This is a genomic window from Cupriavidus sp. IDO (assembly GCF_000812465.1).
In the GTDB taxonomy this organism is placed as follows: Bacteria; Pseudomonadota; Gammaproteobacteria; order Burkholderiales; family Burkholderiaceae; genus Cupriavidus.
This window is the reverse complement of sequence record NZ_JWMA01000027.1, coordinates 141544-154473: the sequence shown is the minus strand read 5'-3', so window position 1 is coordinate 154473 and position 12930 is coordinate 141544. Positions and strand designations below refer to the sequence as shown.

General features: G+C 67.4%; 12 protein-coding genes. 6 read left to right on the top strand and 6 right to left on the bottom strand.

Annotation, left to right across the window (positions count from 1 at the left end; translation table 11 throughout):
• Positions 1 to 33: 33 nt before the first annotated feature.
• Positions 34 to 1482: an NADP-dependent succinate-semialdehyde dehydrogenase gene (gene gabD, locus RM96_RS09040; RefSeq protein WP_039009847.1), complete on the top strand. Its 1449-nt coding sequence runs from the start codon at positions 34 to 36 to the stop codon at positions 1480 to 1482.
• Between the two features lie 37 nt (positions 1483 to 1519).
• On the opposite strand, the gene RM96_RS09035 is transcribed toward gabD, so the two are convergent.
• From RM96_RS09035 to RM96_RS09020, 4 genes are all read right to left on the bottom strand, one after another.
• On the bottom strand, positions 1520 to 2362 hold the full coding sequence (locus tag RM96_RS09035; protein WP_152624071.1) for a hypothetical protein: 843 nt from the start codon (positions 2360 to 2362) through the stop codon (positions 1520 to 1522).
• A 139-nt stretch (positions 2363 to 2501) separates the two neighbouring features.
• The gene (gene flhC / locus RM96_RS09030; RefSeq protein WP_082016473.1) at positions 2502 to 3173 is read right to left on the bottom strand and encodes a flagellar transcriptional regulator FlhC; all 672 of its coding nucleotides are present in this window, start codon (positions 3171 to 3173) and stop codon (positions 2502 to 2504) included.
• Positions 3160 to 3474 (bottom strand): flagellar transcriptional regulator FlhD, encoded by a 315-nt coding sequence (gene flhD / locus RM96_RS09025; protein WP_039009845.1) that lies wholly within the window; start codon positions 3472 to 3474, stop codon positions 3160 to 3162. Before flhD ends, flhC begins: the two co-directional genes overlap by 14 nt.
• A gap of 75 nt (positions 3475 to 3549) precedes the next feature.
• Entirely contained in the window at positions 3550 to 4479 is a 930-nt protein-coding gene (locus tag RM96_RS09020; RefSeq protein WP_338011405.1) for a helix-turn-helix domain-containing protein, read from the bottom strand.
• Between the two features lie 382 nt (positions 4480 to 4861).
• Between RM96_RS09020 and RM96_RS09015 the strand changes: the two genes are divergently transcribed.
• A complete protein-coding gene (locus RM96_RS09015; RefSeq protein ID WP_052279407.1) occupies positions 4862 to 6808 on the top strand; it encodes a PAS domain-containing hybrid sensor histidine kinase/response regulator in 1947 nt (648 codons plus the stop codon).
• A gap of 175 nt (positions 6809 to 6983) precedes the next feature.
• Positions 6984 to 7964 (top strand): tripartite tricarboxylate transporter substrate binding protein, encoded by a 981-nt coding sequence (locus RM96_RS09010; RefSeq protein WP_039009844.1) that lies wholly within the window; start codon positions 6984 to 6986, stop codon positions 7962 to 7964.
• Positions 7965 to 7978: 14 nt separating this feature from the next.
• Here the strand turns inward: RM96_RS09010 and RM96_RS09005 are convergent, their stop codons facing one another.
• Together RM96_RS09005 and RM96_RS09000 are read right to left on the bottom strand one after the other, a co-directional pair.
• Positions 7979 to 8830, bottom strand: a complete 852-nt coding sequence (locus RM96_RS09005) for an IclR family transcriptional regulator (protein ID WP_039009841.1) — start codon at positions 8828 to 8830, stop codon at positions 7979 to 7981.
• 10 nt (positions 8831 to 8840) lie between these two features.
• Positions 8841 to 9635 (bottom strand): IclR family transcriptional regulator, encoded by a 795-nt coding sequence (locus RM96_RS09000; RefSeq protein ID WP_152624070.1) that lies wholly within the window; start codon positions 9633 to 9635, stop codon positions 8841 to 8843.
• 298 nt (positions 9636 to 9933) lie between these two features.
• On the opposite strand from RM96_RS09000, the gene RM96_RS08995 reads away from it, so the two are divergent.
• Genes RM96_RS08995 through RM96_RS08985 form a run of 3 tightly spaced genes read left to right on the top strand, consistent with a single transcriptional unit; the run spans position 9934 to position 12921 of the window.
• A complete protein-coding gene (locus tag RM96_RS08995; RefSeq protein ID WP_039009836.1) occupies positions 9934 to 10893 on the top strand; it encodes an MBL fold metallo-hydrolase in 960 nt (319 codons plus the stop codon).
• Between the two features lie 52 nt (positions 10894 to 10945).
• Positions 10946 to 12667, top strand: coding sequence for an FAD-dependent oxidoreductase (locus RM96_RS08990; RefSeq protein WP_039009835.1), 1722 nt, complete (start codon positions 10946 to 10948; stop codon positions 12665 to 12667).
• A 38-nt stretch (positions 12668 to 12705) separates the two neighbouring features.
• Entirely contained in the window at positions 12706 to 12921 is a 216-nt protein-coding gene (locus RM96_RS08985; RefSeq protein WP_039009833.1) for a DUF2783 domain-containing protein, read from the top strand.
• Positions 12922 to 12930 lie beyond the last annotated feature (9 nt).

Here is a 12930-nt window from a genome sequence, read left to right as displayed (position 1 = left end):
ATCTGCTCTCACCCGCCCCCGACGGAACCGATCATGCTGAATCTCCAAGACCCCTCCCTGCTGCGCCAGCAATGCTATGTCGACGGCCGCTGGATCGACGGCGAACGTCATATCGAAGTCACCAATCCGGCCACCGGCGAGCGCGTTGGCCAGGTGCCGCAACTCGGCGCCGGGCAAACGCGCCAGGCCATCGAGGCCGCCAGCCGCGCGCTGCCGGCATGGCGGGCGCGTACGGCAAAGGAGCGCTCCGCACTGCTGCGCAAATGGTTCGAACTGCTGATGGCCAACCAGGAAGACCTGGCCCGCATCATGACGGCCGAGCAGGGCAAGCCGATTGCGGAAGCGCGCGGCGAAATCGCCTATGCGGCCTCGTTCATCGAATGGTTCGCCGAAGAAGGCAAGCGCGTGTATGGCGAGACCATTCCGGCGCCGGTCAGCAGCCAGCGCATCGTGGTCACCAAGGAACCGATCGGGGTCTGCGCGGCCATCACGCCTTGGAACTTCCCGGCGGCAATGATCACGCGCAAGGCCGGCCCCGCGCTGGCCGCCGGCTGCACCATGGTGGTCAAGCCCGCTTCGCAGACGCCGCTGACCGCGCTGGCACTGGCGGTGCTGGCCGAACGTGCCGGCATCCCGGCCGGCGTGCTGTCGGTGGTGACCGGCTCGGCCAGTGCCATCGGCGGGGAGCTGAGCACCAATCCGCTGGTGCGCAAGCTCACCTTCACCGGCTCCACCGAAGTGGGCCGCCTGCTGATGGCGCAGACTGCGTCGACCATCAAGAAGGTGTCGATGGAACTTGGCGGCAATGCGCCCTTCATCGTCTTCGACGATGCCGACCTGGACGCCGCGGTGGAAGGCGCCATCGTCTCCAAGTACCGCAATGCCGGCCAGACCTGTGTCTGCGCCAACCGGCTGTATGTGCAAAGCAAGGTCTATGACGCCTTCGCGGAAAAGCTGGTTGCCGCCGTCAGCGCGCTGAAGGTCGGCAACGGCATGGACGATGGCGTGCGCATCGGGCCGCTGATCGACGACAAGGCCGTGGCGAAGGTCGAGGAACACATTGCGGACGCGCTGGGCAAAGGCGCGCGCGTGCTGCATGGCGGCCATCGCCATGCGTTGGGCCAGACCTTCTTCCAGCCGACGGTCTTGGCTGACGTCAGTCCCGCCATGCTGGTGGCGCGCGAAGAGACCTTTGGCCCGCTGGCACCGCTGTTCCGCTTCGAAACCGAGGACGAAGTCGTGGCCATGGCGAACGACACCGAGTTCGGCCTGGCCAGCTACTTCTACGCGCGCGACCTTGGCCGCGTGTGGCGGGTGTCCGAGCGGCTCGAGTACGGCATGGTCGGGGTCAACACCGGGCTGATCTCGAATGAAGTCGCGCCCTTCGGCGGCGTGAAGCAATCCGGCGTGGGCCGCGAAGGCTCGCACTACGGCATCGAGGACTACCTGGTCATCAAGTACACCTGCATGGCCGGCATCTGAGCAGGCACAAGGCGCGCCCGCCGGCGCGCCTTGTCTTTCAGCGTCTCGTCTTCGAATACGCGGCGCGGTCCGTCAGGTCGGACCAGCAGTCCGCACCCGGCCGGCAGGCCTTGCGGAACAGGTCGAGCTGGTGGTGGAAGCGCCGCATCTGCTCGAACTGGTAGCTTGCCCGCTCGTAGCTGTATCCGGTGCCGAACTCATACATCGCGCCGTCCGCCGCGCGTGACAGGCCTTCCAGGCACTGGGCCAGCGTACGGCCCTCCACGCTGCGGTGGCGGCGAAAGCGCCAGCTCAGCGTCTCCTGCCCGTCGCCGAGCAGGCTCTGGTTCAGGAAGCCCAGGCTGTCAGCCGCCTCCTGCGCGTCGTAGAGCGCCGACAGATAGGCGCAGACGACCGAGAGCCGCTGGTTCATTTCGCCACCGAGCAGCATCAGCTCCTTGGCCGACACCCGGAACCTGGCAGCCACGGCAGCCTCGCTCTCGCCCCGGCTTTCGTGCACGTAGGTAGCCAGCGGACGAACCCCCAGCGACAGGCTCGGCGGCAATACGCTGGTCGTCCGGCCCGCGAGCGCCCTCTGGACTTCACTGTCCAGAAGGCAGCAGGACTCGATGTCGGCTTCGATATAGAAGTCCAGGGATGCCTTGCGGCCGGGCCCGAGCGTTACGACGGTGCGCACCAGTTCCTGCCGGGCACGCGCCAGGACTTCCAGTCCGGCCTGCACGCACGGCTCGCACTCGCCGATGTGACCCAGCGCGCGGACGATGTCTTCCGTTTGCAGGGCGCCGGCAAACTCCTTGCGGCTGGCGGGGAACAGGAGCGAGCGCCTTCGCCCATTCGCGATGGCGGCAAACAATCCCCCCAGCACGTCCCGCTGACTCATAGCATTGCCCCTCATAAATCCTCCGAAATTTGGGACTGCAGCCGGGGCTTCCCCGGCCAGTCATCCACTGGTTGCGAGATGGCGTTTCCACGGATAACCGGTTCCCTGGGGGCGCGGAACCGGCGGCACAGCGCAACGGTCATGCCGGGGCCGCGATCGAAACGCCCATTGACTCCGGCGCCTGGCACATGGGTGCCGCCGCCGAAACCTGCCTTGCCGCTTCTGCGCCGCCCGCGGCGCGGGCGCCCCTGCACACCCGCGGCGGCGGTTCGCAAAGGCCACACAGAGATCCGATAGCCGGCGCATGGGCATGGGTGACGTAGCGCCCGCCGCAGCACGGACAGGCGGACAGTTGCAGCAGCCCGTCCTCCCTGAAGCGGACCAGGGTCCAGAAGCGCGTGAAGCTGAGCAGGCGCTCTTCGCCGCTCGCCGCGACCTGCTCGGCGTACACCCGATAGCTGCTCAGGACGGCCCGGATGCCCGCCAGTCCGCCTTCCGCGACCATGAAGTCGTAGCTGGAGAGCAGGTAGGACGCATGGGCGTTCGCTCTCCAGGCCACGAACCAGTCTGCGGAAAACGGCAGCATGCCCTTTGGCGGCGACGCGCTGCGCAGCTCCCTGTAGAGCCGGTACACGCGGTTGCGCGAGAGCGCGACCTCCGCCTCCACCACCTGCGGCCGGGCGCCGAGGCCGATCAGCTCGATGGCAAGCTGCGTATCGCTGGCATCCTGCAGCGCACTGCGGCCCGTGCCGGCCTGCCTGGCGGCACGCCGTGCAGAGTCCCGGATCTCCGTCATGTCAGCCACCTTCATGCGTCTGCGAGGCCATCACGATGGCGGTATGCATGTGCTGGAGCTCGTGGGCGGGCTCCTGTTCCGTCAGCGACGTCAGGAGACTGCCGTCGTCCAGGCGAAGCCGGCACAGGACGATGTTCGATCTGGCCAGCGTGACCAGCTGGGCCGGCGTCAGGGCCTGCAGCCTGCGCGCCACCTCCTTCTTCAGGCCGAGCCGGAACAACGCTTCGGCCTCGTTCTCGCGCATCAGGCGCTGCACCAACAAGAGGTACGAGAGATTCAGTTCCTTGATCTCGCGAATGATTTCATTGCTGTCCATGTCGTTGTCTCCGAGTTCCGGTCAATGGATATCCGCGCGCCATGCGCCGCATTGCGTGTCTCCCGGCGTCGCCTGCTACTTCGCGGCAACGCCGGCCGGCCGGGATCCCGCCGCACGGGGGGCCGTGCCCGGCCGCGCGTCCGCGGGCATCCGCAGGGCGCCCGCCTGCGCCGGCGCGGCCCTGACCGACACGGTTGGCCGGTCCGCTATGGCTTGCAGACCCTTGCTGTCCAGCAGTTCGATGCGCCGATGGCTGACCCGGATCAGCCCGCACTCGGCCAGCCGGGAGAACTGCCGGCTGACGGTCTCGAGCGTCAGCCCGATATAGCTGCCGATCTCTTCCCGGCTCATGCGCAGGATGAACTCGGTCGGGGAAAAGCCACGCGCCGACAGGCCCTCCGACAACCACAGCAGGAAACTGACGAGGCGCTCCTCGGCCGTCATCAGGGCCAGCAGGGTCTGGAGCGACCTGCCGCGCTGCGCTTCCTTGTTGAGCGCCCGGAACAGCTGCCGCGCCATCGCCGGCAGGGTCTCGGTCAGCGCCTTGTAGGCATCGATCGGAATCGCGCAGAGACTGGTGTCCTCCAGCGCCGTGGCATACGAGCCGTAGTGAGGCAGTGCCACGCTGTCCAGGCCGATGAGTTCGCCCGGAAAATGAAAGCCCACCACCTGGGTCCGGCCGTCTTCGGTCGTGACATGCGTCTTGACCGTGCCCACGCGAATGGCATAGAGCGACGTGACCGGATCGCCGATCAGGTAGAGCGGTTCGCCCTTGCGCAAGTGGACGCGTCTCTGCACCACGCCGTCCACCTTCTCCAGGTCGGCCTGCGTCATCTCTCCTGCCAGGCAGAGCCGTGCCAGCGGGCATTTCGAGCAGCACGGCACGGCATCGGACAGGGGGAGGCGATCATGGGTCTGCGTCATGGCTGCGTGCCCGAGGGAGTTCGCGTTGACAAGGGACAAGGCCTTCATCGGGCTCAGGGAAGACTTGGCGGTCGGGGGCATGGCGCTCACCTTGAGTTGGTCCGGTTGCACAGGCGGCAATCCGGCAGGAACAATGGCTTGCCCCGCTACTGATCCCGGATTTCCAGGCGAGCCGGGGCCGGGCACAGACAGCGGCCCGCGATTCAGGCCGGCGCTTCCGACCCTTCGGACAGCGCTGCAACCTGAGAGCATTCTTGTCGAGCGGCCTACCCGGAACAATCTGTAGATTCCGATTCGCGCGTGGGAAGCTTCCGGCCGATTGCGCGCGACTGCCTATGGCGCTTTCGTCACACCCCGCCACGGCGATTCGCCCGGCTCGCCAGCGTCCCGGCTCGCGGCCGAAACCTGGCTACATCGGGGGCTCCCGGCGTATCCTTTAAGGCAACACGCCCGCGGACCACCCATGAACAAACCCGCACCCAGCCCAGCCCGGCATCCGGAAAGCGACGCCCAATCATGGGCAGAGCCTGAAGCATCGGAAACGCATTTCCGCACGCTGGTCGACGCCATCCAGGACTACGCCATCTTCACCCTGGATGCGACCGGCCATGTGTCGAGCTGGAACCAGGGCGCGGCCCGCATCAAGGGCTACACGCGCGAGGAAATCCTCGGGCAGCACTTCTCCGTGTTCTATCCCGAAGAGGCCGTGGCCCGGCGCTGGCCCGACATCGAGCTGCAAGCCGCAACCGAGCAGGGGCGCTTCGAGGACGAAGGCTGGCGGGTCAGAAAGGACGGCTCGCGCTTCTGGGCCAATGTCATCATCACCGCGCTCAAGGACGCCAACGGCCAGCTGCGCGGCTTCGGCAAGGTCACGCGCGACATGACCGAGCAGCGCCGCACCGCCGAGGCGCTGCGCCAGAGCGAAGAAACGCTGCGCCTGCTGGTGCAGGGCGTGAAGGACTACGCCATCTTCCTGCTCGACCCGGCCGGCAATGTGATGAGCTGGAATGCCGGCGCGTCCTACATCAAGGGATATCGCCGCGACGAGATCATCGGCCGGCACTTCTCGGTGTTCTATCCTGCCGACGACATTGCGGCCGGCAAGCCGGAGCGCGAACTGGCCACCGCGCGTGCCAAAGGGCGCGTCGAGGACGAGGGCTGGCGCGTGCGCAAGGACGGCTCGATGTTCTGGGCAAACGTGACCATCACGGCCGTCTACGACGAAACCAAGGCACTGCGCGGCTTTGCCAAGGTCACGCGCGATATGAGCGAGCGCAAGCGCCGCGAAGAGCTGGAGCAATCGAGCCAGCGTATCAACGAGTTCCTTGCCACGCTCTCGCACGAGCTGCGCAATCCGCTGGCACCGGTACGCAATGCCGTCGCGCTGATGCACCGGCAGCCCGACGACATCAAGCTGGTGGAACGCAGCCTGGACCTGATCGACCGCCAGCTGGCACAGCTCACGCGCCTGGTCGACGACCTGCTCGATATCGGCCGCATCACCTCGGGACGGATTGCGCTGCGGCAGGCGCCCCTTGATTTTGCCGACATCATCGAGCTGGGGATCGAAGGCGCGCAGCCCGCGCTCGACGCCAGGAGCCAGACCGTCAGCGTTACCCTGCATGCCGGCCAGATCCACCTGTATGCCGACCGCACCCGGCTCGCGCAGGTAATGCAGAACCTGCTGCTGAACGCTTCGAAATTCTCGCCCCCGGAGTCCCGGATCACCATCTCCACGTCCGTCCATGGCCGGACCCTGGAAGTCCGGGTGACCGACCAGGGCCGCGGCATCGCCCCGCAGGCGCTCGACGACATCTTCCATCTGTTCGTGCAGGAAGACCGGCCGGGCACCAGCGTGCAAGGCGGCCTTGGCATCGGCCTGTCGCTGTGCCGCTCGCTGGTGGAACTGCATGGCGGGACCATATCCGCAGCCAGCCCCGGTCCCGGCCAGGGCAGCACCTTCACGGTACGGCTGCCACTACCCGCCAGCCGCGTGATGGCCGAACGCACCGACGATACGCCGGACACTGGCCAGGTCCGCAGCCTGCGCATCCTGCTGGTGGACGACAACCGCGATGCAGCCGACAGCCTGGCCATGCTGCTGGAACTGTCCGGGCACGAGGTGACCATCGCCTACGACGGCGCGGAGGCGCTCAATGTCACACCGCGCTGCCGTCCGCACCTTGCCCTGATCGACCTGGCGATGCCGGGCATGGACGGCTTCGAGGTCATTCGCGCCATGCGCACCCTGCCCGCCACCGCGCAGACGCGATTCGTGGCGCTCACCGGCTTCGCGCAACCCGCCGATCGCCAGCACACCCGCGATGCGGGATTCGACGCGCACCTGGTCAAGCCGGTCGAGCTGGACCGTCTGTTCAGCACCATCGCAAGCCTCAAGCCCGGCGACTAATGCCGCGCTGCCAAGCGGCGTGCAGGACATTGTCTGCACATTGCCGCTTGCACTCGCGGGCCACCACGCGCCCGAACACGCCCTTTGCCAAATCGAAACCCGGCGCCCCCGCCGCTGCGACACACTGACGCCGTTCCATCGCCATAGATACCAGACAACGCAAAGGAGACAAGCGATGACAGGTTGGTTCAGACGCGCAGCCTCGGGGCTGCTGTTTTCGCTGGCGGCCACGGCCGCCGGCACGGCACTTGCCGCCTATCCCGACAAGCCGGTCCGGCTGGTGGTGCCGTTCCCGCCGGGCGGCGCCACCGACCTGCTGGCGCGCGAGATCGGCAACGCGCTGTCGCAACGGCTCCGGCAGCCGGTCGTGATCGACAACCGCCCCGGCGCCGGCGGCAATATCGCAGCCATCGCCGTGGCACGGGCGCCGGCAGACGGCTACACCCTGCTGTTCGGCACCTTCGGCTCGCTGGCGGTGAACAAGAGCCTCTACGACAAGCCCGGCTATGACCCGCTGAAGGACTTTGCGCCGGTGGCTTCGGTGGCCTACCTGCCCAATGTGCTGGTGGTGCATCCGGACGTGCCCGCGCGCACCGTGCCCGAGCTGCTGGCGCTGGCGCGCCGCGAGCCCGGCAAGCTGACGTACGGCTCGTTCGGCAACGGATCGTCGTCGCACCTGGCCGGCGAGCTGTTCACGCACATGGCGGGCGTCAGCATCACGCATGTGCCTTACAAGGGAAGCGCGGCATCGATGACCGACCTGATCGGCGGGCGCCTGACCATGATGTTCGACAGTGTCTCCACGGCACTGCCCTATATCCGCGACGGCCGCGTGCGCGCGCTGGCGGTCACCACCCAGAAGCCTTCCGACCAGCTGCCCGGCGTGCCCACGCTGGCCAACGCCGGCGTGCCGGGCTACGAGTTGACCGCCTGGTTCGGCGTGGCGGCGCCCGCCGATACGCCGAAGGCCATCATCGACCGCCTCAACGCGGAGATTGTCGCGTCGCTCAGACAGCCGGAGCTGGCCAGCAAGCTTGCCAGCCAGGGCACGGTGCCGTTTCCGTCCACGCCCGCGCAGTTCGGCGCATATATCCGCGCGCAGTATGAGAAGTGGGATGGCCTGATCAAGTCGGCCAATATCCGGGTCGACCGCTGAGGCCGGCCCGCGCCTCAGCCCGGCGACTTCAGCGCGCCGAACCGCCATGACAGGCGCCGCGCTGCCTGCCGAAGGATATCGGCGACAGCGCCCGCCGTGCTGCTGTCAAAGCTGCCGGACGATCCCATCACGGCGATCACCAGCGCCAGGCTCCCGGTATGGTCGAACACCGGCGCGGCCAGCGTGTCGATGCCCGGCACCGGATGGCTCAGTGCGTTGTCGACCTGTGCCTCGCGCACGCGCGCGAGGCGGTCCGCGTAGGCCGGCGCCAGCGCGCCGCCTTTGCCGATCGCCTCGGACGCCGCAACGCCCGCCATCCGCAGCTCATCCCTGGCCAGCAGCCCTGCCAGCACATTCTCCGGCAGGTGCGCCGCCACCGTCCGCCCGATCGCGGTATGCACCAGCGACAGCACTGTGCCCACGCGCAGGCTCACATGCTGCGGCCGTGCGGATTCCTCCAGCCGCACCACGGTTGGCCCGAGCGGGCCCAGCACGGCCATGGCCACGCTCAGGCCGGTGGTGCCGGCCAGATCGATGATCTCGGGCTCTGCCTCGCGCGTGGGCGAAAGCCGTTGCAGCGCGATCAGGCCCAGCTCCAGGCTCAGCGGCCCGCACAGGTAGTTGCCGGCCGCGTCGCGTGCCAGCAATCCTGTCTTCTGCAAGCTCACCAGGTGCGGGAAGGCCTTGGCGGGCGGCATGTCCGCGGCCAGCGCCAGGTCGCGCAGCGCCAGGGGCCGCCCGGCCGCCACCAGCGCCGTCAGCAGCTGGCCGGTGCTGTCCAGCGACTGGATGCCGCGCTGCGGCTTGCCGCCTTCGACCTGGCGGTCATCCTCAGGAATGGGTTGGGATTTGCTGGCTCGGGTCATGCGGGCGCTCTCATTCATGGCCAAGGGTGCTGCCGATCGCCGCGGCGGTGGCAAGCAGGGCGCGCGCCACCGGGCCGCGCCAGCCAACGTCGATGGTTCCGGTCGAGCCCACCACCGTCAGCACCAGCCGCATTTCGCCGCTGGCGTCGAGCACCGGCACGCTCAGGCTGCTCACGGCCGGGCTTGGTGTGTCGATGCTGCGCTCGATGCCGCGCGTGCGGATGGCCTCGAGCACTGTCGCAAATGCGGCGGCATCCCCTTTCGTGCCGGAAGGCTGCTGCTGGCGCCACAGCGCCTGCCACGTTTCGGCCGGCCGGAATGCGCAGTACACCCGGCCGGTTGCCGTAGCGGCGAGCGCCATCACCGTGCCGACATGCAGGTTCACATGGAGCGGCGCGCTCGCCGGCACATAGCGCACGATGGTCGGGCCCTGCGGCCCGGCGATACTGATGGCCACGCTGAAGCCCGTGGCTTCGGCCAGCTCGTCCACGCGCGGTACGGCGGCGCGATAGGCCGGATCGTGGTCGAGGTGCAGCATGCCAAGCTGCAGCGACAGCGGCCCCGGCTCGTAGCGGCCGGACAGATGGTCGCGCTTGATCAGCCCGAGCCGCGTCAGGCTGACCAGATAGGCATGAGCCTGCGCCGGCGCCAGCTGCGCCGCGTCGGCCAGCTCGGCCAGCGTCAGCGGGCTGCGCGCCGCCGCCAGCGCCTGCAGGAAGCGGCCGCCGACCTCCACGCTCTGGATGCCGCGCTGTGCCTTGTCTTCGCCGCCTGCCTCCGCTGCCTTGCGCCCTGCCGTTGCCATCGCGTCTCCCATGCAAAAGCTCAGATATTAATCGAACGTCACCGGCAGGCAGTGCCGTCACACGGGTTTACCCGCGCGCCAGCGGCTCTTTGCGGGACGATTGCGACACCTCAATAAAATTAGTCATAGGCTAACAACTTAGCTATTGATTAATTTGCACGGCTTTCCTAAGATTGCACTACCCCGACACAAACGCAGTCGCAGCATCAACAAACGGGGCGAGACAATCCCTGCAATACCGTGCATCGTCACCGGTTGCCCTGGCATCTCGCCTCACCCACACAGAGGAATGACAAGCATGTCCAAGGCATTCGCATCGCAGGCCGACCTGGAAGCCAAGCAGGTCACGTTCACCCAGCTCTCCGAGAACGCCTGGGCCTACACGGCCGAAGGCGATCCGAACTCCGGCGTGATCATTGGCGACGACGGCGTGCTGATCGTCGATACCACCGCCACCCCGGCCATGGCGCAGGACCTGATTGCGAAAATCCGCTCGGTGACTGACAAGCCCATCAAGTATGTCGTGCTCTCGCACTACCACGCCGTGCGCGTGCTGGGCGCTTCAGCCTACTTCGCGGAAGGCGCGCAGCAGGTCATCGCCAGCCGCGGCACCTGGGAGATGATCGTCGAGCGCGGCGAGGCCGACATGAAGTCCGAGATCGAACGTTTCCCGCGCCTGTTCGCCGGTGTGGAGACCGTGCCCGGGCTGACCTGGCCGACGCTGGTGTTCGAGCAGGAAATCACGCTCTTCCTCGGCAAGCTGGAAGTGCGCATCGCCCATCTGGGTTCGGGCCATACCAAGGGCGACACCGTGGTCTGGCTGCCGTCGCAGAAGGTGCTGTTCTCCGGCGACCTGGTTGAGTACGACGCCGCCTGCTACTGCGGCGACGCGCAACTGGCCGAATGGCCGGCCACGCTCGATGCCTTGCAGGCCCTCAACCCCGAGAAGCTCGTGCCCGGCCGCGGCCCCGCGCTGGTCACGCCCGAAGAAGTGAAGCAGGGCATCGCCTACACCAAGGATTTCGTCACCACGCTGTTCCAGGCCGGCAAGGAAGCCGTGGCCGACAAGCTCGACCTGAAGGCTGCCATGGCCCACACCCGCACTGCCATGGACCCGAAGTTCGGCCAGGTCTTCATTTACGAGCATTGCCTGCCCTTCGATGTCTCGCGTGCCTATGACGAAGCCAGCGGCATCCGGCATCCGCGCATCTGGACCGCGCAGCGCGACAAGGAAATGTGGGCGGCGCTGCAGGCCTGAATTCACGACATCAAGACCAAACCAGACCGAGAGAGTGGACGGAGACATTGGCATGAGCATCGACTACCAGCACCTGTCGTTTGAGTACCAGCCCTGCGCCGAACAGCGCGCCGGGCAAGCGGGTGGCACGGTCCATCCTGTCATCGTCGTCGGCGCCGGGCCCATCGGCCTGGCTACCGCGATCGACCTGGCCCAGCAGGGCATAAGCGTTGTGCTGGTCGACGACGACTGCACGCTGTCAACCGGCTCGCGGGCAATCTGCTTCGCCAAGCGCACGCTGGACATCTTCGACCGCCTCGGCTGCGGCGAGCGCATGGTCGACAAGGGCGTGAGCTGGAATGTCGGCCGCGTGTTCCTGCGCGACGAACAGGTCTACAGCTTCGACCTGCTGCCCGAAAGCGGCCATCGCCGCCCGGCCTTCATCAACCTGCAGCAGTACTACGTCGAGGGCTTCCTGCTCGAACGCGCGCAGGCGCTGCCGAATATCCAGATCCGCTGGCAGCACAAGGTGGTCGGCGTCGAGCAGCGCCAGCCCGGCACGCCAGAGGCCAGCGTCGTGCTGACGGTGGAGACGCCCGAAGGCTGCTATCCGCTGGCGGGCCGCTATGTGGTCGCCGCCGACGGCTCGCGCAGCCCGGTGCGCAAGCTGCTGGGGCTCGACAGCAAGGGCCGCACCTTCAAGGACCGCTTTCTGATCGCCGATGTGAAGATGGAAGCGGACTTTCCCACGGAGCGCTGGTTCTGGTTCGACCCGCCCTTCCACCCCAACCAGTCCGTGCTGCTGCACCGCCAGCCCGACAATGTCTGGCGCATCGACTTCCAGCTCGGCTGGGATGCCGATCCGGTGCTGGAGAAAACGCCCGAACGCGTGATCCCGCGCGTGCAGGCCCTGCTCGGCCCGGATGCAAAGTTCGAACTGGAATGGGTCAGCGTCTATACCTTCTCGTGCCTGCGCATGGACAGCTTCCGCCATGGCAACGTGCTGTTTGCCGGCGATTCGGCGCATGGCGTGTCCCCGTTCGGCGCGCGCGGCGCCAACAGCGGCGTGCAGGATGCGGAGAACCTGGCATGGAAACTGGCGTTCGTGCTGCAGGGCCGTGCCGCCGACAGCCTGCTCGACACCTACGCCAGCGAGCGCGAATACGCCGCCGACGAGAACCTCCGCAACTCGACCCGCTCCACGGATTTCATCACGCCCAAGAGCGCGATCAGCCGTGTCTTCCGCGATGCCGTGCTGACGCTGTCCAAGCGTCACGCATTCGCACGCGGGCTGGTCAACAGCGGCCGGCTGTCTGTGCCCGCGGTGCTGCATGGCTCGCCGCTGAACTCCGGCGATAGCGATGGCGCTTTCAGCGGCACCATGGTGCCCGGCGCGGTCTGCGTCGATGCGCCGGTATCGGATGCTGCCGGCCCGGGCTGGCTGCTGCAGCATCTGGGCGGCACGTTCACTGCGCTGGTATTCGGCACCCCCGGCGGGCTCGATGCTGACAGCCGCGCCGCGCTGCAACGCCTGCAGGATGGCGACTTGCCGCTGCGCGTGGTGTTGATCAGCGATACGCAAGCCGCTGCCGGCAGCGCAGGCTGCCTGCGCGACGACGAAGGCCTGGCCGCGCAACGCTACGACGGAAGGCCCGGCACGCTGTACCTGATCCGCCCTGACCAGCACGTGTGCGCCCGCTGGCGCGGCATCGATGCCGCTGCCATCGAAGCAGCCCTGGCGCGCGCCACGGGCGCCCAGCTGCCGGCCACCGGCGCCGCGCTGCTCGCCGCGTAAGCCCGGCCGAACGGCCACACAGCAAACGAGACACCGCCATGCAAAGCCAAGCCCTGAACACCCAGCCCAACCTGTCCCGGCCCGATGATCTCTATGAAGCCCTGATCGACATGCACCGCGACCTGGACGAAGACCAGAGCCATGCGGCCAACGCGCAGCTGATCCTGCTGCTGGCCAACCATATCGGCAGCCAGGAGGTGCTGCTGGCTGCGATGGAAGCGGCGCGCGAGGGCGTCATCGCAACGGCGGCCTGATACCGGCCA